Origin of the sequence: Puniceicoccus vermicola, assembly GCF_014230055.1 — a bacterium.
GTDB lineage: Bacteria > Verrucomicrobiota > Verrucomicrobiia > Opitutales > Puniceicoccaceae > Puniceicoccus > Puniceicoccus vermicola.
This window is the reverse complement of record NZ_JACHVA010000017.1, coordinates 1-24,031: the sequence shown is the minus strand read 5'-3', so window position 1 is coordinate 24,031 and position 24,031 is coordinate 1. Positions and strand designations below refer to the sequence as shown.

The 24,031-nt window shown below is 56.8% G+C and carries 18 protein-coding genes; 10 read left to right on the top strand and 8 right to left on the bottom strand.

All coding sequences use genetic code 11. The features are described from left to right. The 4 genes from H5P30_RS01265 to H5P30_RS01250 all read right to left on the bottom strand — a co-directional run. Nucleotides 1–262: transposase family protein (locus H5P30_RS01265; protein ID WP_185691151.1), on the bottom strand; the 262-nt coding region annotated here is incomplete at its 3' end. 178 nt (nucleotides 263–440) lie between these two features. Continuing rightward, nucleotides 441–2,093 carry a fatty acid CoA ligase family protein gene (locus H5P30_RS01260; protein ID WP_185691150.1) on the bottom strand — a complete coding sequence of 551 codons (1,653 nt, stop codon included), beginning with the start codon at nucleotides 2,091–2,093 and terminating at the stop codon, nucleotides 441–443. After that, entirely contained in the window at nucleotides 2,086–2,847 is a 762-nt protein-coding gene (gene kdsB, locus H5P30_RS01255; protein WP_343075420.1) for a 3-deoxy-manno-octulosonate cytidylyltransferase, read from the bottom strand. Before kdsB ends, H5P30_RS01260 begins: the two co-directional genes overlap by 8 nt. Before the next feature lie 208 nt (nucleotides 2,848–3,055). Beyond that, nucleotides 3,056–4,843, bottom strand: coding sequence for a SulP family inorganic anion transporter (locus tag H5P30_RS01250; protein ID WP_185691149.1), 1,788 nt, complete (start codon nucleotides 4,841–4,843; stop codon nucleotides 3,056–3,058). A 225-nt stretch (nucleotides 4,844–5,068) separates the two neighbouring features. Here H5P30_RS01250 and H5P30_RS01245 point away from each other — a divergent pair, with 225 nt between their 5' ends. Further along, entirely contained in the window at nucleotides 5,069–6,355 is a 1,287-nt protein-coding gene (locus H5P30_RS01245) for an alkaline phosphatase (RefSeq protein ID WP_185691148.1), read from the top strand. A gap of 131 nt (nucleotides 6,356–6,486) precedes the next feature. Then, the gene (fucU, locus tag H5P30_RS01240) at nucleotides 6,487–6,915 is read left to right on the top strand and encodes an L-fucose mutarotase (RefSeq protein WP_185691147.1); all 429 of its coding nucleotides are present in this window, start codon (nucleotides 6,487–6,489) and stop codon (nucleotides 6,913–6,915) included. On the opposite strand, the gene H5P30_RS01235 is transcribed toward fucU, so the two are convergent. Next, nucleotides 6,902–7,645 carry an RsmE family RNA methyltransferase gene (locus H5P30_RS01235; RefSeq protein WP_185691146.1) on the bottom strand — a complete coding sequence of 248 codons (744 nt, stop codon included), beginning with the start codon at nucleotides 7,643–7,645 and terminating at the stop codon, nucleotides 6,902–6,904. The two genes, fucU and H5P30_RS01235, sit on opposite strands and share 14 nt — an antisense overlap. A gap of 17 nt (nucleotides 7,646–7,662) precedes the next feature. Beyond that, nucleotides 7,663–8,313: an exopolysaccharide biosynthesis protein gene (locus tag H5P30_RS01230; RefSeq protein WP_185691145.1), complete on the bottom strand. Its 651-nt coding sequence runs from the start codon at nucleotides 8,311–8,313 to the stop codon at nucleotides 7,663–7,665. 197 nt (nucleotides 8,314–8,510) lie between these two features. Between H5P30_RS01230 and rplU the strand changes: the two genes are divergently transcribed. From rplU to lysS, 4 genes are all read left to right on the top strand, one after another. After that, on the top strand, nucleotides 8,511–8,828 hold the full coding sequence (gene rplU / locus H5P30_RS01225; protein WP_185691144.1) for a 50S ribosomal protein L21: 318 nt from the start codon (nucleotides 8,511–8,513) through the stop codon (nucleotides 8,826–8,828). A 19-nt stretch (nucleotides 8,829–8,847) separates the two neighbouring features. Further along, a complete protein-coding gene (gene rpmA / locus H5P30_RS01220) occupies nucleotides 8,848–9,096 on the top strand; it encodes a 50S ribosomal protein L27 (RefSeq protein ID WP_185691143.1) in 249 nt (82 codons plus the stop codon). A 256-nt stretch (nucleotides 9,097–9,352) separates the two neighbouring features. Beyond that, on the top strand, nucleotides 9,353–12,817 hold the full coding sequence (locus H5P30_RS01215) for a PPi-type phosphoenolpyruvate carboxykinase family protein (protein WP_221774249.1): 3,465 nt from the start codon (nucleotides 9,353–9,355) through the stop codon (nucleotides 12,815–12,817). A gap of 235 nt (nucleotides 12,818–13,052) precedes the next feature. Beyond that, complete coding sequence (gene lysS, locus H5P30_RS01210) at nucleotides 13,053–14,531, top strand: lysine--tRNA ligase (RefSeq protein ID WP_185691142.1); 1,479 nt, start codon at nucleotides 13,053–13,055, stop codon at nucleotides 14,529–14,531. Nucleotides 14,532–15,066: 535 nt separating this feature from the next. Here the strand turns inward: lysS and H5P30_RS01205 are convergent. Beyond that, the gene (locus H5P30_RS01205) at nucleotides 15,067–15,855 is read right to left on the bottom strand and encodes a DUF3108 domain-containing protein (protein ID WP_185691141.1); all 789 of its coding nucleotides are present in this window, start codon (nucleotides 15,853–15,855) and stop codon (nucleotides 15,067–15,069) included. Between the two features lie 30 nt (nucleotides 15,856–15,885). Then, the gene (gene nadA, locus H5P30_RS01200) at nucleotides 15,886–16,908 is read right to left on the bottom strand and encodes a quinolinate synthase NadA (protein ID WP_185691140.1); all 1,023 of its coding nucleotides are present in this window, start codon (nucleotides 16,906–16,908) and stop codon (nucleotides 15,886–15,888) included. Nucleotides 16,909–17,003: 95 nt separating this feature from the next. On the opposite strand from nadA, the gene H5P30_RS01195 reads away from it, so the two are divergent. The 4 genes from H5P30_RS01195 to H5P30_RS01180 all read left to right on the top strand — a co-directional run bounded on the left by H5P30_RS01195 (nucleotide 17,004) and on the right by H5P30_RS01180 (nucleotide 24,024). Next, nucleotides 17,004–17,483 carry a phage holin family protein gene (locus H5P30_RS01195; RefSeq protein WP_185691139.1) on the top strand — a complete coding sequence of 160 codons (480 nt, stop codon included), beginning with the start codon at nucleotides 17,004–17,006 and terminating at the stop codon, nucleotides 17,481–17,483. A 106-nt stretch (nucleotides 17,484–17,589) separates the two neighbouring features. Further along, nucleotides 17,590–18,990, top strand: a complete 1,401-nt coding sequence (gene lpdA / locus H5P30_RS01190) for a dihydrolipoyl dehydrogenase (protein WP_185691138.1) — start codon at nucleotides 17,590–17,592, stop codon at nucleotides 18,988–18,990. Nucleotides 18,991–20,245: 1,255 nt separating this feature from the next. After that, the gene (locus tag H5P30_RS01185) at nucleotides 20,246–22,123 is read left to right on the top strand and encodes an ABC transporter ATP-binding protein (protein WP_185691137.1); all 1,878 of its coding nucleotides are present in this window, start codon (nucleotides 20,246–20,248) and stop codon (nucleotides 22,121–22,123) included. Further along, entirely contained in the window at nucleotides 22,120–24,024 is a 1,905-nt protein-coding gene (locus H5P30_RS01180) for an ABC transporter ATP-binding protein (protein ID WP_185691136.1), read from the top strand. The genes H5P30_RS01185 and H5P30_RS01180 overlap by 4 nt, the downstream gene beginning before the upstream one ends. Nucleotides 24,025–24,031 lie beyond the last annotated feature (7 nt).

Here is a 24,031-nt window from a genome sequence, read left to right as displayed (position 1 = left end):
CAATGCGTTCGGTCTTCGTCCCGCAGCGCCCGCAGCGAACCCGACGGACACTCAACTCCAGACTTAACCGCTGATCCAACAGATCACAGTCGCGAATACGGCGCAGCGACTGGTCGTGAATCCTCCGGCAACTCTGCCCACAACCTCCACAGACCGGATCGTTTAGGGCCTCTAGGATGAATAACAAATGCCCTTTTCCCAGATGCTTGTGTTTATACAAAGTGTAGCCTTCCCAAAACAGGGAACATAGTACAGACTTCATGTTGAAGCGGTTTTGAAGTGATTGATGTTAGTGTAGTTACAACATCAGTTAACTTCGATTCCGCTTCTTTGCTACTTCTTTCCCGCCAATCGACGATGAACCATTTTTTTAGACCCTCGAGGTATTGCCGTTCAGCCTAGAGTTTTAATTCGAAGGCGATGCCCCTGAGCGGACGAACCTACTCCGTCGGCTCCAACCCATGAGCAGCATACTCCTTCGCCAACTGCAATCGATGGATCTTTGCATTGTGCCGCACATCAACAGGGAATTCCTTTCGGAAAAAGAAATGGCGGATGGGAGCCGTCATCGGAGTTTGCCCGGCGAGCTTCTTCAACTCCTCGATCCATTGCCCCATTTCCTCGGAGCTGGATGGATACTCCCCCGACTGCGGCTGCACGACGATGCCTGGAGTTCTGCGCGCTTTCGGTCCCAGGCCAACCAAAGCGGTTCGATAGACCCTCGGGTGACGGTTAAACACCTGTTCGCAGCATTCCGGGTCGAAGGTCACGCCATCCGCAGTCGTCACCCGTTCGGCCACTCGGCCACAGAACCATAGACGACCCTCTTTATCCCAATAGCCCAAGTCACCCATCCGGTGCCAGATACGGTCCCCCTCATGAACCTTGGCCTTCTTGGTCGCATCCTCTCGTCGATCATAGGCACGCGTCACCATCGGTCCGCTGGCAACAATTTCGCCGATCTCGCCCGCTGGAAGCGAAACCAGATCCGCCGCCGTCAACACCTCGGGAGACACGGGGATGATCCGCACTTCGACTCCGGGTAGCGGTCGACCTACGCAAACACCATTGCCCTTCTCAGTTTCTCCGGCAACGGAACGGATTTCCTCCCCCTCAATTGCGGTCAACGGAAGGGCCTCTGTGGCCCCATACGGACTAAAAATTTGGGCATGGGGAACAATCGGTCGCAATCGCTCCACCAAGGCCGGCGACAAAGCGGCACCGGCGGCCAGAATCCGGCGCAGACTCTTGATTTTGGTCCCCGAGCGTTCTCCCTCCTCGGCAATCTTGTTCCAGAGAACCGGCGAACCAAAACTATTGGTCACCCCAGCCTCATTCATAACCTGCATCTGCAGAGCCGCATCTGCTTTGGCAGGCCGACTGGGATCCATCGGGGGAACCACCGTCGTCATACCCAAGGCTGGGTTAAACAGAGCGAAGACGGGTAACATTGGAAAATCCACTTCTCCCGGCTCGATCGAGAATCGCTCGCGAACCGCCCGGATCTGTGCCTGAAACATACCGTGTTCATAGCAAACTCCCTTCGCAGGTCCGGTAGACCCGGAGGTAAAAAGAATCGCGGCCGGATCCTCTGGAGCCGTTGCGACCACGGGAAAACGGGGAATCATCATCGCGGCCATCGCCTTCCGCGAAGCCAACTGTGTGGAGAGCCTCGCCCTCACCTTCCGGAACGATCCCCGAAACAACCGTGAAAGGATCAGTCCGCGGCGAATTCCAAAAACCGCTTCGGGTTCCGAATGGCGGACACATCGCAAAAACCCGGAAAGCCCCATCCCCGGATCAATGACCACGGGAATTCCCCCAACCTGCAGAATCGCAAAAACCCCGGCGATCAGTTGCAACCCTGGCTTGGCCAGGACCAGCACTCGCGTTCCTTTGTGGATGCCTTCGGTCGCCATCCTTCCAGCCAAGGAGGAGACCAACAGTTCGAGTTCAGAAAAGGGAGTATCCGCAAATGCAATCTCCCCCTTCTTCACGATCGGAATCCGCACCGCAGGCACCCGCGCGGAATCTTTCGCGCGCTCCGCGAGAAAGGAGGCGACATTTACCTTCGATTTTGCCGAATCACCCATGATCCAACTCGTCGAGCGCAGCCTCGAGCCGCCCCACGTCCTCAGGAGTATCGACACCGACCGTGCGCTCCTCGGTCAAGCCAACCTGAATCTCGGCCCCATTCTCCAAGGCCCGAAGTTGTTCCAATCGCTCAATCTGCTCCAGAGGAGAAGGTTCCAACGAGACAAACTTTTCCAGAAAACTGGCTCGATACCCATAGAGCCCCAAATGGCCCAGGACAGGAATGGCGTCCATCGTGGGCCCATCAGGATTCCCCGCACTTTCCCGGTCCCAGGGAATCGGAGCCCGGGAGAAATAAAGAGCGCGCCCCTGAAGCCCACGGACCACTTTCACCTGATTCGGGTCCTTGAAACGCTTCAGAGCCTCCAATCGGATGGCTAAGGTACTCATTTCCGCCCCTCCTTCGAGCAGTTCGAAAAGCAACTCAATCTGGTTCTTCGAGACCAGAGGCTCATCCGCCTGAACGTTGACCACCCGCTCAGCTCCGATCTCCCGATTAGCAAAAGCGATGCGGTCGGTCCCGCTCGCCAAAGAAGGATCGGTCAGCACGCAGTGAAAGCCCTCCGCCTCCAAAACATCCGCCAACTCCTGATCGGCCACCGCAAAATAGAGCGGACAATCTGGCGCAGCACGGTTCACCTGACGGGCCGTATGCAAAATCAAAGGTTCGCCGCGAACTACGTAGAGGAGCTTGCGGGGGAATCGGACCGATTCGAGCCGGGCCGGAACAATAATCGCCTTGGGTATCGACACCCCACCAGCATCCCTCCTCCACAGATCGCGTCAACCTCGATTCCTGAATGGAAATTCGATCAATCTTTTACCTGGTTACTTTATTTGACATCATCCGCAAAAAGGAACCGCTAGGTCACCATAGATCTGGCAAGTCGATCGATGTTGATAAAGATGGCACAGAAACCTTAATCGAGTCTCAACCCGATTAAGCCTCTACCCAGTCGGACTACTCGCCTTTGCTACCGCTTTTGGCGGGATCGACGTAGATGGTGACGTTGGCCGCGTCGTCACCGAGGATCTCCTGGGCGCGGCGGATGGCGTTGGCCGTGGCGAGGGTTGGGTTGGAGACGGATTCGGGGAAAATGTTCTGGCGACCGATCCGCTCGATGAGGCCGGAATCGCGAATGACCCGGAAAACACCTTTTTTGACGCCACTCACCACTACGCTGCGATCTTTCTCATTCATGTAATTGATGAGTTCATCGAGGGCCATGACGCTGGAGGCGTCGAGCAGGCGAACATTCTTCATCCGCAGGACGACAATCTTCAGGTTTGGATCGTCGCAGATGCGGCGGATCTGGTCGCGGAAAAGGTCGGAGGCCCCGAAGAATAAGTCCCCTTCTACGTGAACGATGGAAATCTCTGGGGTCGCCCGCTCAGTTTCTTTGTTTTTCGCCGTCAATTGCCCCTGTTCGTTGAACTGATATTCTACCAGCTCGGGGATCGCGGCTTGCTTGAGGAAAAGCATGATCGAAAGACCCGCTCCGACATAAATCGCGGAATCGAGCCCGAGGACCAATCCAGTAATCACTGCGGTGACGAAGACCGCGGCATCCGAACGGGTCGACTTCATCACCAAGCGAATATTCCGGAAATTGATGAGGGAAATTCCGATGCAAATGATGAGAACGGCTAGACTGGCCTGAGGGATATACTGGACGAGGAATCCAATCGTCACGGCTCCGGCTGCGACCAACAAACCGCTGTAGACCGAAGCCATGGGGGTGCGGGCGCCACTATCGATATTCAGAACACTGCGAGTGAGGGAGCCGGAAGCAGGCATTCCCGAGAATAATCCACAGGCAATATTCGAAACCCCCATGCTAAACATTTCCTGATTGGTATCGAGCCGGGAACCCGAACGAGCCGCTAGACTCTTACCAATCGAAGTTCCCTCCAACACACTCAAGAGCGCAATGGCCAACGCACCACTGAGCAGGGAAGAGGCCATCGCAAAGTCCAATGGTGGTGGGGTGAACTTCCACTCCGATGCATTGACCTCCTGGAGGAATCGCAAACCCGTCGCTCCCAACGGTTCAAACACCGCCGCCACGCAGGACATCACCACGAGAGTGATGGCCACATTCGGCAGCTTGGGCAGCTTCGTATTCAGGCCGTAGTAAAGGGCGAAAGTGAGCAGGCTGAGAAGCAGCGAAGGAAAATGAGTTTCGTGTAGATGCCGAGCGGTGAAGAAGAGGCTCTCGAAGAACGAATCGGCCTTCTCGTGGGAATGAAACGAAAATCCCAAGGCGTTCTTCACCTGGTTCAGCGTGATGAGCATGGCCGCCGCGGTGATGTAGCCAATGATCACCGTTCGCGAAATAAACTGAATGAACGACGCTACCCGTAAATACGCCCCGAGAATGAGAAAAATCCCGGCCAGGATCACGATCAACGGCACGAGCACCAGCTTATCCTGAACGACCGCAATCCCTGCGAAGGAACTCATCAAGAGAACCGAGGTCGCGTTCGTCGGACCGAGGACGATGAAGTGCCCGCGGGAAAAAATCGGTCCCACGATGGCGGCGATGGCCGAACCAAAGATCCCATAGTAGATCGGAAGCCCAGCGATCAGAGCGTAGGCCATCCCCTGCGGAAAGGCCAGAAGCGCAACATTGAGCCCCGCCCGAAAATCGGCCGCGAGCTTTTCGCGTCCATATTCACGAACCTGATTCCGGATGGGAAAAAGATCGAGCTGCGACACCGCCGTGACCGATGTCACCGGCTTTTTCATTTTGTGCCAAAATCCAGACCCTCCCATTAACCAAGAAAAACCGTCTCGAGCAGCTCAATCAACTCCAAACACCGAGCTCTCCGAACGCCTAACCCGCTGATGAAGAATCAAATCCGCTCGCAAGCCCGATGGGACTCGTATCTCCGAATTCTCAATCAGGAAACAGAACCGTCACTTTCGAAACCTTGCCGAGCGCCCCCCTCTCGTCCCAGAATCCTTGTTCCTATGATCTCCCGCATCCTAGTCACCATTCTGGCGACCACCTCCTCCCTTCTCGGAGGAAGCGCCATATTCATCCATCCCGACGGAACCGGCCTCGGACACTGGAATGCCGCCCGCCTCCTCCTCGTCGGACCGGATGGGATGACGAATTGGGACCAGCTCGACGTCCTCGCCGCCTACCGCCCCCACCAGAAGAATTGGCTCTCGACGACCTCCCACGCTGGGGCTACGGCCCATGCCTACGGGATCAAGGTCCACTACGATTCCTTTGGCATGGACCGGGATCAGCCGATCCTCTCCGCCGCCGGCACCCCCTTGAGCATTCTACAGGAAGCCCAGTCCCGCGGGTTTCGCACCGGAACGGTCAACTCCGGGCACATCGCCGAGCCGGGCACGGCCGTCTTCACCGCGAGCAGTGACTCCCGCAAAAAGGTTCTGGAAATTTCCGAAGCGGTCATGAAAAGCGGTCTCGACGTCCTCTTCTGCGGGGGAGAGCAGTATTTGATCCCCGAAGACGAAGTGGGCCATTTCGGGCGCAATGGGATGCGCACCGATGGACGCAACCTTCTCGAAGAAGCCCGTGAAGAAGGCTACACGGTGATCTTCACTCGCGAGGAACTGCTGAATCTTCCCGCCGACACGGAAAAGGTGATCGGTATCTTCGCCTTTGGACACACCTTCAACGACGACACCGAAGAAAACATCCAGCAAAAGGGCATCCCCTTATACGCGGAAGACGCCCCCACCCTCGCCGAAATGACCGAAGTGGCCTTGCGCATTCTCAGCTCCGATCCAGATACGGATTTCTTTACCATGATCGAAGAAGAAGGCACGGACAACTTCAGCAACAAGAACAACGCCGGCGGAATGCTTGAAGCAACCATGCGCGCCGACGCTGCGATCGGAGTTGCCCTCGAATTTCTCGAAGAGAACCCGGATCGCAAGACCCTGCTTCTGGTCGGGGCCGACAGTGACGCCGGTCATCCAACTGTGATCGCCCCGCGGGGCACACCCCTCGATGAGTCCCTTCCCGAGCGCGACCCAAATGGAGCCCCAATTGACGGGATCAACGGCAGCGGCGGCGAACCCTTCATCTCCCAGCCCGACGCCTACGGCAATCGCCACCCCTTCGGCATCGCTTGGCCGACGACTTACGACATGCCGGGTAGTGTCGTTGCCAAAGCCTCCGGCTACGGCAGTGACCGAATGGGCAGCACCCTCGACAATACCGAGCCCTATCAACTGATTCGTTCCGTTCTCTTTGAAGAAGTGGAGGAGCCGACCGAGTAGTTCGCCCAAAGACTTTTCGAGAGTCCGAGGTTTAGTCCGCCTCCCAATCATCCGGAAATCTCTTGGCCACCACACGGCCATGAAGTCGTTTTACTCTTTTCGCGTTCCGCAAAATTCCCAAGAATAAGTGGATGCTCAAAGGAATCCACCCCGCTGTCAGCCCCGACCTATTGAAATGCCTCGCCGAGATGGGCCACGGTGATGAGATCATTCTCGCCGACGCACATTTCCCCGCCCACACCTTCTGTGAACGGGTCATTCGCGCCGATGGCTTAAACATTTCCACGCTTCTCGAAGGAATCCTTCCCCTCTTCGAGTTGGATGCCTACGACGAACCGCTGGTGATGATGGATGCCGTCCCTGGGGACGAGCTCGATCCCTCGGTGCAAGAGGATTATCTGGCCGCAATTCGCAAGAGCACGCCAAAGGCCCCAAATCCCATGCGCCTCGAACGCTTTGCGTTTTACGACCGGGCGGAAAAAGCCTTTGCCTGCATCCTGACTGGAGAACTGCGCAAGTACGGCAATATTCTCCTCAAGAAAGGCGTCACTCCGGTCTGATCACACCGCGATCCGCCGAAGCGCTCCATCCCATCTGACGATGGGCCAAGGCGAGTGCCGAGACAACGGCCGTTTCGGTTCTCATAATCGACGGCCCGAGATGCCTCCGGCGCACGGCCGACTCGCGAATCAGCTCCTGCTCCTGCGGAGAGAATCCCCTCTCGCTGCCAAAAATAATGGTCCCGGGTAAATCGGGCCCCTCCTCCCCCTCTCCGAGCAAGCATGTCCCGAGGTAAGGATCCAGAACCGAAACCGGGCGATCGGATTCGACGAATCCCAAGACCTCCTTCAACCCTCGCAGGAACTGGAACTCGGGGAGAGCCGTGTGAAAGCCTTGCTCAAGACCTTCCCGCAGGAGTCGGCCCAGAGCTTCTGGAGCCAAGGATCGGCTATCTGCATAACTCGGGGGGGTTCGGTCGAGCAAGGCCAAGCCAATGCGCCGCACACCCATGGCGGCCGCCTGAACGAGAATCCTCCGCGCCTCAGCGGGCCGGGGCAATCCGATGACCAAATCCAAGTCTGGTGGGCCAACCGTATCCGCCTCCCAACGGATGGAATCGATCTGAACCCCGCCGTCCGGCAAACGGGAAAAGTTCCCGATCCCGCGCGGACCACGGGTGACGCCGAGGCAAATCTCCGGTCCAGCGAGCCGAAGAATCTTCTCCGTTCGCGCATCCCCAGACTCAAACGTGTAGGACTCCCGGAGCGTCTCGACGAGAAGAAGATTCATGGAGAAACCGAAAAAAATCAGGCCTCGGGTGCGCCGAAGATCAGTTCCTTGATCCACTCCTTGAGCTGGATCACGCCATCCATGCCCACCGTCGCCAAAAGGTAAATGATGTAGACATAGAAGGCAGCGGCGAGGATCCCCAAAGCGAAGGACGCGATCGCGACCAGCCCATCATCCTCGGAGAGGGCGACCCCGATGAGAAAAATGACCATGGCCGGGGCGGTATTGGTCAGGGGGATGGGGAGAATCATGAGGCAGGCCATGCAGCAAACGATCGAGCCGAGAAAAATCCGCCCTCCTCTCAAATTGATCCAGCGCATGCGGGGCCGAACGAACTTTTCGGCAAAATGCAGAAAACGGTTGGCGGACCGGATGAGCTTTCCGCTCGATTCACGCGAGACCTCACGACGCAGGACCTTCTCCGGCAGCCAGGGAGTGACCCGCCCGATCATCATCTGCACCCCGAGGAGAACGAGCATGATGCCAAAGGGCGTGCTGTATCCGGGCGCGGGCACCGGCAATGCACTGGGCAGTGACAGCATGATCAGGAGGATGCCGAACCCCTTGTCTCCGACGCGCTCGACCATGGTGCGGATCGAGATCGTTTCCCCCGGTCCCTCGACCAGGCTGAGTAGGTTCTCGGAGAGAGTCTTTTCCGGTGATTCCATTCCTTGTTCTATAATAGTCCTGTATACCCGATGCTTTCGTCCTCGCAGTCAAAGCCGAAGTTTGCGGAAAATCGCACAATTGGCTCCACAATTCGGAAAGAAATTGGATTTCCAGAAAAATTCGTCAATTATCCCCAAGAAATCGTGAAAAAGACTTGCCTGTGTCCTCAGCCGGTCCTTTTATCTTCCGTTTTTCCATGAAAGCCACGATTCAATCCCAAGGCCGCCAGTTTACCGTTTCGGAACAGGACGTACTCTTCCTCAATCGCATCGATGGAGCTGAAGAAGGCTCCGACGTCGAGGTCCGTGAGGTCCTCATGGTGGGGTCCGGTGCGGAAGCACGGATCGGCACCCCTTTCGTCGAGGGCGCGTCCGTCACACTCAAAGTTCTCGAAAACAAGAAAGCTCGCAAGGTCACCGTTTTCAAGAAGCACCGCCGTCAGGGTTACAAACGCCGCCGCGGTCATCGCCAGCATCTTTCCGTGGTTCGCGTGGAAAGCATCCAAGCAGGCTAATCAATAGGAACTACGACAAATGGCACACAAAAAAGGACAGGGAACTTCCCGCAACGGTCGCGACAGCCAAAGCAAGCGCCTCGGGGTTAAGAAATTTGGCGGCCAAGCCGTCGTCGCAGGCAACATCATCGTTCGCCAACGCGGCACCAAGTTCCATCCCGGCGCAGACGTCGGAATGGGACGCGACTTCACCCTCTTCGCCCTCAAGGACGGAACGGTGAAATTCGACCGCGAACGCCGCAAGGTATCGGTCGAATCGGTCGCTTAACCGAGACCCATTCTACAATTTTCGAGAAGAACTCCCTGCGGGGACGAGCTTCTCTTGCTTACTGCCGGATTTATTCCGGCAGTTGGCGTTTACAGATTCCGCAAAAAATAGAGGCCCCCTTCGAGCAAAATTCTGCTCAAACCAGGTAAAATCCGCCTAATAAGGCCGATTCGATCTGGTTATGCTTGTTAAAAATGCGTAGCTGCGAGTTTTCCTGTTTGCATTCGTCCCGTAGCTCCATGGCATATGGAATCGTATGTTCGAGGAAATCACTAAGCAGGACTTAAGTCGTAGACTCGGGATTGGCGACTCCCCCTTCTCCAAGAAGGACATCGCTGATTACGTTAATTTGAAGCTGGAGGCTCTGGGAAGCCGCGGATTCCAAGACGATCAGGAATCGGCCGTCATGGGATTGGCCGAACCTTTCCTGAGAAGCGTCAAAGCTCGCACTCACCTCGCTGAGTCTCCGCTCCCTCCGGTCGACCGCCGCATCCAAGACTTTCTCGACAAGCTCGCGGCCCACGTGGGCGAGGAGACAGCCGCTCTCCCCCGCGAGACCCTGATCCTCGACCGCCACGGTCTGGCCCGCCAGCTCTCGATCCCGGGAAATGCCGATCACTTCAAGAGCTCGGTCAACGATAGCTACCGCGTTTCGCAAGGAGTTCTCCACAACCCGAAGAGCGACCGCCGGACCACGGCAGGCGTTTTCCACGTCGCTGACTGGGGTCTTCCCGTTCCCGCCGACAAGAAAGCGGTTCCTGCAGTTGCCGCCCTGCGTCTCTTCCGTGCGGCAATGAACCCACCGGAGGAATTCATGCTCGTGCCCCTGACGGCGAAACAGGAAGAAAAGGCGCATTGCTGGGTCTCCCTCCTCCTTCGCCCGACCGTCCGGCCCGAGGTTCCCGGTTACAGCCCGAAGAAATCGATGGAAGTCCGCTTCTTCGCACCGGCCGTGCTCTCCAGCAACCTCGACTTTGTCGAATCCATCTTCGGCAACGCCGGAGACCCCTTCCTGCCCGAAAACGACTCCGCACTCGACGTCCAGGGATGGTCCGGTCAAACGGGCTGCGTGATCCTCGCACCGCACCTCGGTCGCCTGACCAAGAAGGAACTCGGCCTTCCGAACATTTCCGAAGCCACCGAACGCCAGAAGCGCGACGGCATGTGCTGGGAGAAGGAAGATGAGCTCTACAACGACGGCTCCGCCTTCAAGATCACCTTCCGCACCACCGATGGGTTGATCGTTACCGCCATCTCCGACAGCTACTTCGGCTACTCGAAGAAGGAAGTGAAGACACAGATCAGTTTCGCGGCCAATCTCTCCGGTCAATCCGAAGAGGAACACGCCGGTGGCGCTTTGGTTTTCCCGAGCTATGACCTCGGGGAAGAGTTCGTTCCCGGCTCTCAAATTCCGCAGGGCAAACACACCATTGCCGAGGTCAAAGAACGCTTCTCCGACTCGATCGACTTCAAACCCGAGGGCTACGGAGTCGACAAAAAGTATCCGGAAATCTTTTACGTTCCTGAAGAGACCCGCATCAGCTTGGAAGAGCAAACCGTAACGTGGCCCATCGATGGCAAGGAACAAAAACTTCGTCTCGATCCAAACTGCATCTACGTGTTCCCCTCTGGCTACCAGGTGCGGATGATCAAGCCAGCCGAAGGACGTCGCTGGCGCCTACGGGGGACGAACCCCGAAGCGACCTTCTGTCACAAGCCCTGCACGGTTTCCGGCGGAGGAAAATCGGAAATCTCCAAGTCTCTTGAGGACGCAATCATCAGCGGCCCGGTCTTCGTCTCCGACTTCCACCACGACTTCAAGATCGCGAAGGAGGTTCTCGATCACGACTACAGCAAGCGCTTCCTCGACACCTCCCGCAACCGAACCAACAGCCGGAGCATTCTCAGCAATGAGCGCTCTCTGGGTTCCGTCATTAAACTTCTGACACCGTCAAAGATCGACTACACGGACGAGTACAACGAATGGCTCCAGACCATTCCGCAGCACGTAAAGGACCTCGTCCTCATCATCAAGCGATTCTACAAAACCGACTGGGCGGATGACTGGATGGACCGTTTCTCGGTCGACGTCGTCGATGGACAACCCGGCTACGAGCTGCGCTACCGCAATAAGAAGCTCGTCACCCAGTTCCTCCGGGTCGGTTATACGGAAGAAGGATCCTGGCGCACCTTTGGGCTCCGCAAGGACTTCCTGCCGGCCTTCAAGATCTCCCGTGAGGACGACATCAGCGCCAGCACGGTGGTCCCGACCCAGGCGGTTTCGGGCCTCTCTTCCGAAGTCACCCGCGAATCGATCAAGTTCACCACGAACTGCGAGTATCGTTTCTTCCAACGTCCGGACGACGCGATTATCCGCGGCTACGACAAGCAGGCCGAATACGACATCACCCGCGATGACGTATTCCTCTCCAACTACCACCCCCTCACCCACGAGGAGGTCGAGGAACAGATCAACGACACGATCCGCTTCGAACAATACACGAAGCCAGTGCAAGATCGTTTGACGAGCTTCCATCGCTCGGGGAGCCCGGACTACTGCGCATCCTCAGCAAATCCTCGCATCGTCGACGGCAAGCTGACCAAGAATCCGCGCTACCTGCAGATCCGCCCGGACATCGAGAACGAGAAAGGCAACTACGTGGCCCTGATCGCCGCACACCTTTCCCGTCGCGTTCCACCGGCCGAAGCGGCCCAGTTCCCGGTCAACTCGGTTCTGCCGGGTCACCGCAACAATCCGCCCGATGCGGAAAACGGCATCCGTGCGCTTTGCGCCTTCAACCCGATCCACTACTTCGAGCTGCCAGAACTCTTCATGGAGTTCACGGCCAGCCTCACCGGGAAGTCTCCCTCGACGACCGGTGCCGGATCCGAAGGTGCCCTGACGAAGGGACCGTTCAACGCCCTTCTTCCGGTCCACGACCTGAACAACGCGTTGGTCAGCTTCATCCTCACCGATTATCCGGCCTTCATGACTTCAGCAGGTTACGTGGGTGCGAAGATGCGCGTCGACCACGACATCAGCCTCTTGGTCCCGGAAATCTGGTCCCGCCTCTCTCCTGAAGAGCGCGAACCGGAGTTCATGATGAAGGAAGGCTTCCTCGAGAAAGTTGACGACTTCGACCACAACGGGGAAACGATCCTCGGAAGCCGTCTGGGCTATCGAATCACCTCCCGTTTCGTCCGGATCATCCTGGGCCGCATCTTCAACAATCCGAGCTCCGTCATCCCGAGAGAGATGCTTGAGCCGGAACTGCAGGACAAGGAAGCCTACGTCGACAGTATCCGCAACATCGTCGAAGCCCAACAGCGCGTGGCCAAGAACTACTTCGAAGACGGTTCGATCGACCTCGCCTGCCCACCGTTGAAGGCCCTTCTCCATATCATGAAGGACGGCAACTACGAAGGGAAGACCATCGACGACCCAGAGATCCGCGAACAGTTTACCCGCGAATCCCTCATCGCCTCCGATTGGTATCAAAAACGCCTCGAAAATCAGGCATCCTTTGACCTGAAACACCTGAAGCGCGTGTCTGACTACTTGGAGAGCAAGTCCACCAATTCCCTCTCCATGGGAGGCATTGGCAAGGAACAGCTCGAGGAGCGCCAAAAGATCGTGAATGCGGAAATCGAGAAAGTGAACGGGGCCGATTACATCAAGACCCTGATCGGCACGCTCGGTTGCGATTTCTCCGAAATCTAAGCGACTCGCAAACCCATTTCCCAAGCGGGAAGGTCCCAGTGGCCTTCCCGCTTTTTTGTGGTCCAAAAATCCGCCCTCCGATTACGAGCTTGGGAGAAAAGCCTCGGATGCAGCTGCCGCTTCTCATCCTCTAGATTGCGGGCCCTCGCCTTCGCGGAATAAAATCACTCCCGATTCTACTACGCTCTCCACGGTCTTTCTTGCCTCGACGCTGCAAAACCGTAGAACGGTTCGGATGTCCACAGAAGAACAGACCGTCTCCGACAACCAGCTTCGGCAGGTGCGGATCGAGAAGCTCAACACCCTCCGGGAAGCGGGTATGGATCCGTTTCGGGCCAATGCCGCGCAGACCCACACGTCGAAGGAAGCCATTTCCCTCTACAAAGATGGCGTCGCCGACGAGGAGCAAGAGACCGTATCGGTAGCGGGACGCATCGTCGCCTTCCGCGTGATGGGAAAGGCCACCTTCCTCAAACTGTTCGACCGCGACGGCAAGATTCAGTGCTACGTCCGCCGGGATGAAATCGGCGAAGAAGAGTATGCTCGCTTCAAGAAGCTCGACCTCGGTGACTTTATCGGAGTAACCGGAAGCCTTTTCCGGACGAAGTCCGAAGAAATCACGGTGCGGGCCAAGTCCTACGTCCTGGTATCGAAGTCCCTCCGCCCTCTTCCCGAAAAGTGGCACGGGCTGACGGATGAAGACCAGATTTACCGCCAGCGCTACCTCGATCTGATTGTCAACGAGGAGTCGCGCAACCGTTTTATCCTCCGCAGCCGAATCATTGAAGAGATTCGCAAGTTCCTCTGGCAGAGAAACTTTCTCGAGGTCGAAACCCCTGTCCTCCAATCGGTTCCCGGTGGAGCGGCGGCTCGCCCCTTCGAGACGCACATGAACGCGCTCTCCTGCGACTTTACCCTGCGAATCGCGCTTGAGCTCTATCTCAAGCGCCTCCTCGTCGGCGGCGTCGAGAGGGTCTTTGAGCTCGGTCGCGTCTTCCGCAACGAGGGCGTTTCGCGCCGGCACAATCCCGAGTTCACGATGCTCGAACTCTATCAAGCCTACACGGACTACCGCGGCATGATGGAACTGGTGAAGAGCCTCATCCTTCACCTCTGCCAAGAAGCCCTCGGAAAGACGACGGTCACGCGCTACGACGGCACCGAGATCGATCTCGCCAATGGCTGGTCTGAACGCCGCTACAAGGATTTGATCATCGAATGCACCGAATGCCCGAACTGGTTCGAGCTCTCCAAGGAGGAGAAGCTGCAGAAGACCGCGGAAATGGGCATCGAGGTCGATCCGGATCTGGAAGACTTCGAGGTCACGAACAACGTTTTTGAGAAGCGGATCGAGCCGACATTGATTCAGCCGACCTTTGTCACTCACCTGCCCAAGCAACTGATTCCGCTCGCCAAGCTCAGCCCCGACGATGAGTCCACGGTTGAAGTGTTCGAGCTTTGCATCAATGGACAGGAAATCGCTCCGGCTTATTCCGAGCAGAATGACCCTCTCGTGCAGCGCCAAATGTTCGAAGCCCAGGCCGGAGAAGAGATCCAGAAGATCGACAACGACTTCCTCGACGCTCTCGAGCACGGCATGCCTCCCGCTGGTGGAATGGGCATCGGAATCGATCGACTCGTCATCCTCCTGACCGGCGCCTCGAACATCCGCGAAACCATTCTCTTCCCCCCGATCCGTCCGACGGAGGGGTGAATTGCGTAGGGCCGCAGCTTTAGCTGCGCCCATACGGTGTATTTGCGCCGCGCGTTAGGCATCGGAAATCCTGAAAATTTCCGGTTCCCTCGTGCTGTGGGGCGACGAGCCGTTTGCTGAAGCTGCACGGTAAGGAGATCGGTTCACTCATCTGAGGATGGTTTTCTTTCGGGGTTCGCGAGGTGGTCTTGGGATTCGGAGGCGTTCCGCAAGCCGGTGCCGCGCAGCTAAAGCTGAGCGGCTACTTCCTGTAGGGCCGCAGCTTTAGCTGCGCCCATGCGATGCCTCTCGGTCAGGCATTAGGCAGCGGAAATCCTGAAAATCCTCGGTCTCCTCGTGCTGTGGGGCGACGCGCCGTTTGCTGAAGCTGCACGGTACGGAAAATAGGCTAAAAGCTCACGACTCCGGCCAGAGAACGAACCCACCTGTTACCGAAATACTGTCCGCTATCCGCTATCCGCCATCCGCCGTCCACCGATCACCGACAACCGTCCACCGATCACCGACAACTGCCCACCGACAACCGACAAACCGATCAAAGTTCCACCGTCTCACCGTCCACTTGATACTCCTCAAGCTCGGAGCGGAAGCTGCCGATCGTGGCTTCACTTTTGAGTTTCACGGGAATCATGCGCTCGTCGTTTGTGAGCCAGACATCGATGAGGGCGCCATCTGGGCGGGCGAAAATGGCACGGACTCCTTTAAAATCGGCGGTTACGCGAAAGGTTTCGAATTTTCCCGCTGGGGTTTTGACCGTTTCGGGCTCACTCACCTCAAAATCGACAAGATCAATGACTTCGCCATCGGTCACCCAGACCTGATGCACTCCGGGAGTGTGCGGGACCGCTCCAGTGCGGAAGGCAAAAACAATCGACAGCGGATCCTGAGTGAGTGGCTTCAACTCCAATGGGTTTCGGACATCACCATTTTTTGAATAGCGGACGGTCTCCTCCTCCCAATCGAAGAAGGTTTCGTGGGTATTCTCCTCCACCAGCTCGTTCCGGGCGTACCCGTGTGATTTCCCAATCTCCGGCGGGAACTGGCTCGTGATGATCGTATGGAAGTTGTGAAACCTTCGCATGAAGGCATTCGCTTTCGCATCCAGGGTGGCTTGGTGCAGCTCCTCCGAATCGTCCGCTTTGTTCAGCGAGATTTCGACGGATCCCACGGCGAAATAGCTCCAGCGCAGTTCGTAGATGGCTTTTTCGCCTAAAACCGGTCCATCCGCCGCAACGACTGGAGACAGCATGAGCATAAAAAACAGAGGGGCGTGCCAATTCATCAAAAGACCGTAACTGCGAAAATGTCCGGTGCCAAGAGACACCGGTTGAAATTTTTTGATAAAACGAAGGTCTTACCGACTCCAATCAAGCATGCGCTTGAGCGGAATGTAGGCTTTTTTCCGAATCTCTTCGTCCATGATGATCTCGGGCTGCCCGTATTTCAAGGCGTCGCGAACTCCTTCAATCGTGTTCATCTTCATGTAGCGGCAGTAATTGCAAGCTCCCCGGTCAGCAGTGCCGGTGCGGTAATCTCCGCAGGCCACTTGCTGGGCGGGTGCCGCAATGAATCGCTTCTCCGGAACGTCTCTCCGCAGGCGATGGAGCATACTCGATTCGGTCGCGACAATGATATTTTCGCCGGGAAATTCGCGAGCGAACTGGACCATGCCCTCGGTGCTGCAAACGTGGTCCGCGACCGAACGCACGGCATCCGTGCACTCCGGGTGGGCCATGACCGGGGCACCGGGGAACTTTTCCTTCACCCGCTCAATCGACTTCACGGTAAAGAGAACGTGGACGTAACAGCTGCCGGGCCATAGACGCATCTGGCGTCCGGTCTTTTGCGTAACCCACTGCCCTAAATTCTGGTCGGGCACAAAAAGGATTTCCCGATCCTCCGGGACTTGACTGACAATTTTGGCCGCATTCCCACTGGTGCAAATCACATCGCAGAGGGCTTTCACTCCCGCGGAGCAATTGATGTAGGCCACGACGTAGACATCCGGATTCTCCTCCTTATAGGCTGCGAGCTTCTCCGGCGGGCATGAATCGGAAAGTGAGCACCCCGCATCCATGTCGGGGAGAATCACCTTGCGGGTCGGATTGACGATCTTGGCGGTCTCCGCCATGAAATGGACCCCGCAGAAGAGGATCTGGTCCGCTTCGGTCTCCGCTGCCTGAAAGGCAAGTCCCAACGAGTCACCCAGATAATCGGCCACCTCCTGGATCTCATTGATCTGGTAGTTGTGCGCGAGAATCACCGCATTCTTCTCCTTTTTGAGCTCAAGGATTTCCTGCTGGATGTCACTCAAACCCTCGCTGCGAGTATCGGGCTCGACCACGTAGGGCGTAAAATCTGTCTGCGTCGCTGTCATGAAAGAAGTTAACGAAACACAAATTTGAGCAAAATTCCAGCGGGAAGGCAGTTTGGAGCTTCCGTCTCCTTCCCCTTCCATGTTTGGATGAAGAAATGGCCGCCATTCCCTTCTTTCTAAGGCTAATCGCCGTTGCTCTGGGCCTGGGCGTCGCCCAATGGACCTCCGACTCCGTCTCCTTCGCGAGCGGATACAGTTTTGCCTTCTCGGTCCTCATCCTCGGCGCCGTCTTGACCCTCCTGAAACCGGTTCTGGTTCTGCTCATGCTACCCTTTGTGATTCTGACCCTGGGAGTCGGCCTGTGGTTCGTGAACGCCCTCTTGGTCATGCTGACCTCCTCGCTGATCCCCGGATTCTATCTGGCCGACTGGGGATCCGCTTTCTGGAGTGCAATCTGGGTCAGCCTCTTCACCCTCGGAGCCATGGCAATGTCCGGAAAGAAAGACCAGGGATTCCGCCGCGTGGTGGTGCATCAGAGTGGATTTCGACGGAACGGATCAGCTCCAGGAGCAAGCCCCGAGCAGAATCCCAAGAAAGCTCCGAAAAAAGAAGATGACGACGTCATCGACATCTAAGGAACCGATTTGTTCTGCGGATGACCTTGCCTTTCGCCGCCTTTCGCGTTGAAAAGAAGGCGTGAGGTAGACTGATTCTCTTTTTCTCACATTTAAGGAAGCATACATGAGCAAAGAAACTACGAAGTACGATCTGGTAGTCATCGGCGGGGGTCCCGCGGGTTACGCAGGAGCCATCAAAGCCGGTCAGATGGGCAAAAAAGTTGCCTGTGTAGAAATGGAGCGCGCGGGAGGAACCTGTCTGAACTGGGGCTGTATTCCCTCCAAAGCACTTCTGAGTAGCGCCGAACTTTATCAGCGCATGCTTCACGCAGAAGATTTTGGATTCAAAACCGGGAAAATCGACATCGATTTCTCAAAAGTCATGAAGCGCTCGCGCAACGTCGCGGACCAAATGGCCAAGGGAATCGAGTTTCTTTTCAAGAAAAACAAAGTCGACTACGTTCGCGGCAAAGCCCGAGTGGAGAAAGGCAACAAAGTCGTTGTCTTCGAAGGCACTGACAAGGGTAAGACTCTCGAAGCCGATAAGGTCCTCGTCGCCACAGGTTGTAAACCGCGGATGATCCCCGGCGTCGAGCACGACGGCGAGCGGGTGATGAACTCCCGTGACGCTCTCGGCATGACGGAACAGCCAAAGTCGATCGTCATTATCGGCGCGGGCGCAATCGGAGCCGAATTCGCCTACTTCCTCAATGCACTCGGCACCAAGGTCACTCTCGTCGAAATGCTTCCGAAAATCCTCCCGATTGAGGATAACGAGATCTCTGATTCCGTCGCCCGCGCGTTCAAGAAGCAAGGGATCGATTGCCACACCGACACCAAGGTCGAGGACATCAAGCCAACGAAAACGAAGGTCTCGATGACTCTCACCAAAGGGGACAATAAGGAGAAAATCGAAGCGGAGAAAATCCTCGTCGCCATCGGCGTTCAGGCCAACACCGAGGGGCTCTTCGGCGAAGGCATCTCCCTCGATATGGACCGCAACTACATCAAGACGAAGGAAGACTACCAGACCAGCGTCAAAGGCGTCTACGCCGCCGGTGACATCATTGGACCGCCCTGGCTCGCCCACGTCGCCACTTTCGAGGCCGTTCAAGCCGTTCGTGGGATGTTTGAAAAGCACAAGCCCGAAAAAGTGAAGCTCTTCCCCGGTTGCACCTACTGCCAGCCCCAGGTGGCCAGCATTGGAAAGACCGAACAGAAGCTCAAGGAGGAGAAGATCCCTTACAAGGTCGGAAAATTCCCCTTCACCGCTTCGGGCAAGGCCGTTGCCGCCGCCCACTCCGAAGGTTTTGTCAAGCTGCTCGTCGACAAGGAATACGGCGAGATCCTCGGTGCCCACATCGTCGGAGCCGAGGCCACCGAGCTCATCACAGAGTATGTTCTCGGTATGAAGGTCGAAGCCACTGCGGAAGAGATCCACGACACCATCCACGCCCACCCGACTTTGAGCGAAGCGTTGATGGAAGCCTCGGCAGCCGTCTACGGCGAAGCGATTCATATCTAAAGCCGACAGAATCATCGGGGCGACCCTCCGACCGTTTCCAAAATTTTCCAACCTTGGTCCCCTCCTCTATCAGGAGGAGACCAAGGTTTTTTTGTGAATGCTTCATGGAAGTTGAAGCGGAACGACTGAAGTCGATCCGGAACGTTGGACGCTGCCCCTCGCACCGTGAGGAACCTCAAAACGATCACCCCAAGGTAGCGAGAGCTTCCAGCTCTCGATTCGATTCCAAGAGCTGGAAGCTCTTGCTACTTTCTCCCTCGTTAGCCGCTATGCGCTGACGTTCGGGAAGCCAAAGGACCCCGGATTGACTACATAGTCTCCAGCAAACTGAAACCAACGCGGTCTGCGCGGAACGATTCAAGTCGATCCGGAACGTTGGACGCTGCCCCTCGCACCGTGAGGGATCCCAAAACATTCACTCCAAAGTAGCGAGAGCTTCCAGCTCTCGATTCGATTTACAAGAGCTGGAAGCTCTTGCTACTTTCCCCTCGCCGGCCGCTATGACCTGACCTGCGAGAAGCCAAAGGACCCCCGATTGAACAACATAGGCTCCAGCAAACTGAAACCAACGCGGTCTGCGCGGAACGACTCAAGTCGATCCGGAACGATGGGCGCTGACCCTCGTGCCGTGAGGGACCTCAAAACGATCACCCCAAGGTGGCGAGAGCTTCCAGCTCTCGATTCGATTTACAAGAGCTGGAAGCTCTTGCTACTTTCCCCTCGCCGGCCGCTATGCACTTGCGTGCAGGAAACCAAAGGGCCCCGGATTGACTACATAGGCTCCAGAAAGCTGAAACCTAACGCGATCTGAGCGGAGCGACTCAAGTCGATCCGGAACGATGGGCGCTGACCCTCGTGCCGTGAGGGACCTCAAAACGATCACCCCAAGGTGGCGAGAGCTTCCAGCTCTCGATTCGATTCCAAGAGCTGGAAGCTCTTGCTACTTTCTCCCTCGCCAGCCGCCATGCACTTGCGTGCAGGAAACCAAAGGGCCCCGGATTGACTACATAGGCTCCAGAAAGCTGAAACCTAACGCGATCTGAGCGGAGCGACTCAAATCGATCCGGAACAATGGGCGATGCCCCTCGTACCATGAGGGACCTCAAAACGATCAACCCAAAGTAGCGAGAGCTTCCAGCTTTCGATTCGATCACAAGAGCTGGAAGCTCTTGCTACTTTTTACGATTACGCGACAAAGAAAAACCGCATTCCCAATTGTTCGAATCCCAAATCGGTGCTAGAATGAGATGCTTTCATGGGAAGTACACTCGGCGGAGCAGAGACAGGGCAGAAGACCGACAATTGGACGTTGATCAAGCGGCTGCTCCGTTTCGCGTGGCAATTTCGGACCCGCTGCCTCCTGGTCATTGTCCTCCAATCGCTCATCCTTTGCCTGACCATCGGCAGTGTTAATCTGGCCGGGGTGGCCATTGACTATCTGAAAGTTCACCTGACCGGAAGCGGCGACCTTGTCTGGCCTCTCGGGATCGAACCTCCCCCCGGAACCGACCCCTTCCACGTCATTCTCGGAATCGGACTCTGCGTCGGCCTCTTCGCCATTTTGCGGGCCATCCTCGAATACTACAACGAACTCTCCCGCAGTCTTCTCATCCACGTCGACATCGTCCTCCGTCTTCGGGGATTGGTTTACGAAAAGATGCAGCGGCTCTCCTTCCGGTTTTTCGACAAGAATGCGAGTGGCACTCTGATCAACCGGGTCACCTCGGACGTCCAGTCTACCCGCGCCTTTATCGACCAAGTCGTGGTCCAGGTTTTCGTCATGAGCGTTTCGCTGATCGTCTACCTCGGCTATATGCTTAGCTACCACGTGCCGCTCACGCTTGCCTGTCTCGTCACCACCCCCATCCTCGCCTACGCCTCAACTTGGTTCGCGAAAAAGCTCCGCCCGAACTATTTGAAGAACAGCGAGTTGATGGACCGGATGGTTCTGAATTTTTCCGAGAGCATGCAGGGGATCCAGATGATTAAAGGATTTGCCCTGGAGAAGTTGCGGGAGAAGGACTTCGAGGAACAAACCCAAGCCGTCCGCAACAAGCGCCAGGAGATTTTTTGGCTCACTAGTAATTTTGCCCCTTTTGTCGGAGGTCTCACCCAGATCAACCTGATCGTCCTTCTCGCCTATGGCGGGTATCTGGTCATCCAGGGGCAGCTTCCGTTGGGCACCGGGCTCGTCGCCTTCGCCGCCCTTCTGCAGCAATTCTCCAATCAGGTCGCCAATCTGGCGGGGATCGCTGACAGCGTTCAGCAAAGTTTGACGGGGGCTCGCCGCGTTTTTGAGGTTCTCGACGCTCCGGTGGAAATTCAGTCTCCGGAAAATCCCGTTCCCCTTGAGAAGATTCAGGGAGAAATTCGATTCGAAGACGTCACTTTCGGATTCGACCCGGACCGATCAATCCTTCGCAACATCGATCTCGAGGCGAAACCGGGGCAGATCATCGCCATCGCCGGAGCCACCGGATCCGGAAAGAGTCAGCTCATGAGCCTGATCCCTCGCTTTTACGATCCCGAGGAAGGCCGGGTTCTCCTCGACGGGCACGACCTCCGCGAGATCGACGTGAAAACCATCCGCCGCAATGTCGGGATCGTCTTCCAAGAGAACTTTCTCTTCTCCAATTCGATCGCGGCAAACATCTCTTTCGGAAATCCCTCAGCGACCCGGGAACAGATCGAAAAAGCCGCCCGCATTGCCTGCGCCCATGACTTCATCATGGCCATGCCGAATGGATATGATTCGATTCTCAGTGAATCGGGAAGCAACCTTTCCGGCGGGCAGCAGCAACGGCTGGCCATTGCCCGGGCTGTTCTTTTGGAGCCTTCGATCCTCCTCCTCGACGATCCGACGGCGGCCATCGATCCCGAGACCGAGCACGAGATCATGGCGGCGATCGACAGTGCCATCTCCGGCCGCACCACCTTCATCGTGGCTCATCGCCTTTCGACCCTGCGCCGTGCGGACCAAGTGATCGTTCTCGATCGCGGAGAAATCATTCAACGCGGACACCACAACGAACTCATGCAGCAAGAAGGCCTCTACCGATCCGCGGTTCAACTCCAGGCGATTGATCCCGACAGTATGGCCCTCATCGCCGAAGCGGAAAGGAGGCAGCGATGAGCCGCTTGCCCGAAGACCGCCCCGAGCTCCAGCGCGATTCCTCCGAGAAAGTGCACATCAAGGGGGTTGAAGACGAGGTCAGCCACGACATTTCCCTGGCGCGGGTCAGCCGACGCCAATCCGATGAGACCGACACCGATCATCTGAACTTCGCCCTCTTCCGGCGGCTCTTTTCCTGGACGCGCCTGTATGGCCCCAAGCGATACTGGCTATTCGCCTGTGTCATCATCCGCGCGGCCCAGCTCCCCCTGCTGGCGTGGTCTCTCAGTGCGGTCATCAATGGCCCCATAGCCGAAGGCGACTACGCTGCGACGCTTTGGTATGCGCTGGGATATGCCATTTTCGCGATCTTCACTCAAGTGGTCATGCACTTCCGCATGCGCTATGCGTTGGAAATGGGAGAAACCGTAGTCTGCGAGATGCGGAATGCCGTTTTTCGGCACCTCATGAAAATGCCGATGGCCTTCTACAATCGAACGAAACACGGAAGCATCCTCTCCCGACTCACCTCCGATATGGAATCCGTTCGTCAGGGGGTGCAAAACGTTCTTTTTGTCTCCCTCGTTCAGATGGGCCAGATGATCATCAGCGGGGTCCTCATGGCCTTCTACAATTGGGTTCTCTTTCTGGCTCTGATCGGAATGACTCCCATTCTTTGGGCCATCAATCGATTCTTCCGGAAACGCATTTCCCGTTCCTCCCGCAACCTGCAGGAGAGCTTTTCCCGGGTCACCGCAACGGTTGCCGAGAGTGTTCGCGGTATCCACGTCACCCAAGGCTTCTCGCGCGAGCAGACCAACGCCGGGCTCTTCCGCCGGCTCATTGCCGATCACTCCGGCTACAACATGGGGCTCTCCCGCAACATTGCCCGCTACCTGCCGCTCCTTGAGCTCAACGCCCAGGTCTTTACCGCAATTCTGGTCATTCTCGGTGGCTACGGCGCCCTGAGCCCGACGATGCATATGGATATCGGGGACCTCGTCACCTTCTTCTTTCTCGCCGGCCTCTTCTTCCAACCGATCACGGTCATTGGCCGCCAATTCACCAGCGCCCTCGCCGCCTTGGCTGGAGCCGAGCGGGTCTTCCGCCTCCTCGACCAGAAACCCGACTGGGATGAGTCTGGAAACGACCGCGACCCCAACGATCCGCCCGAAGTGCCCTTGGAAAACTTCAGTGGCCGGGTCCACTTCGAGGAGATTTCCTTCCACTACGAACCGGAGAAGCCCGTCCTGAAGAAGATCGGGTTCACCGCCGAGCCCGGCCAGATGGTCGCCCTCGTCGGACACACTGGCAGTGGGAAGAGTACCATCATCAACCTGCTCTGCAAATTCTACCTTCCGACCGAGGGGCGAGTTCTCTTCGACGATCACGATATCCGGGAGCTGCAAACCGCCTCCCTTCGCAGCCAGATTGGCATCGTTCTCCAAAAGAACTTTCTCTTCAGCGGCACCGTTCGCGAGAACATCCGGGTCGGACGTCCCGACGCCACTGACGAAGAGGTCGAAGCGGCAGTCCGCCAACTCGACTGCCTGGACCTTGTCGAGAACATGACGAACGGCTTCGAAACTGTCGTCACCGAGCGGGGGCAAGGTTTGTCTCTCGGACAAAGACAGATCGTCTGCTTTGCCCGCGCCCTCCTCGCCAATCCGAAGATCCTCATCCTCGATGAAGCCACGTCCAGTGTCGACACCATGACCGAGGCCCGTCTGCAGTCCGCCCTCGAAACCCTTCTCAAGGATCGCACCTGTTTCGTCGTCGCCCACCGTCTCTCGACCATCCGTAAAGCCGATCAGGTCCTCGTTCTCGATCAAGGCGAGATCATCGAGCGCGGCAATCACCGCGACCTCCTTTCTGAAAAAGGACACTACGCAGATCTCTATCGGCGCTTTACCGAGGAGTAGTCGCGTA

Coding starts and splice junctions, on each gene's coding strand:
- H5P30_RS01260 (WP_185691150.1), bottom strand. CDS start 2,093: ATGGGTGATTCGGCAAAATCGAAGGTAAATGTCGCCTCCTTTCTCGCG.
- H5P30_RS01250 (WP_185691149.1), bottom strand. CDS start 4,843: ATGAAAAAGCCGGTGACATCGGTCACGGCGGTGTCGCAGCTCGATCTT.
- H5P30_RS01245 (WP_185691148.1), top strand. CDS start 5,069: ATGATCTCCCGCATCCTAGTCACCATTCTGGCGACCACCTCCTCCCTT.
- fucU (WP_185691147.1), top strand. CDS start 6,487: ATGCTCAAAGGAATCCACCCCGCTGTCAGCCCCGACCTATTGAAATGC.
- H5P30_RS01235 (WP_185691146.1), bottom strand. CDS start 7,645: ATGAATCTTCTTCTCGTCGAGACGCTCCGGGAGTCCTACACGTTTGAG.
- H5P30_RS01230 (WP_185691145.1), bottom strand. CDS start 8,313: ATGGAATCACCGGAAAAGACTCTCTCCGAGAACCTACTCAGCCTGGTC.
- rplU (WP_185691144.1), top strand. CDS start 8,511: ATGAAAGCCACGATTCAATCCCAAGGCCGCCAGTTTACCGTTTCGGAA.
- rpmA (WP_185691143.1), top strand. CDS start 8,848: ATGGCACACAAAAAAGGACAGGGAACTTCCCGCAACGGTCGCGACAGC.
- H5P30_RS01215 (WP_221774249.1), top strand. CDS start 9,353: ATGTTCGAGGAAATCACTAAGCAGGACTTAAGTCGTAGACTCGGGATT.
- lysS (WP_185691142.1), top strand. CDS start 13,053: ATGTCCACAGAAGAACAGACCGTCTCCGACAACCAGCTTCGGCAGGTG.
- nadA (WP_185691140.1), bottom strand. CDS start 16,908: ATGACAGCGACGCAGACAGATTTTACGCCCTACGTGGTCGAGCCCGAT.
- H5P30_RS01195 (WP_185691139.1), top strand. CDS start 17,004: ATGGCCGCCATTCCCTTCTTTCTAAGGCTAATCGCCGTTGCTCTGGGC.
- lpdA (WP_185691138.1), top strand. CDS start 17,590: ATGAGCAAAGAAACTACGAAGTACGATCTGGTAGTCATCGGCGGGGGT.
- H5P30_RS01185 (WP_185691137.1), top strand. CDS start 20,246: ATGGGAAGTACACTCGGCGGAGCAGAGACAGGGCAGAAGACCGACAAT.
- H5P30_RS01180 (WP_185691136.1), top strand. CDS start 22,120: ATGAGCCGCTTGCCCGAAGACCGCCCCGAGCTCCAGCGCGATTCCTCC.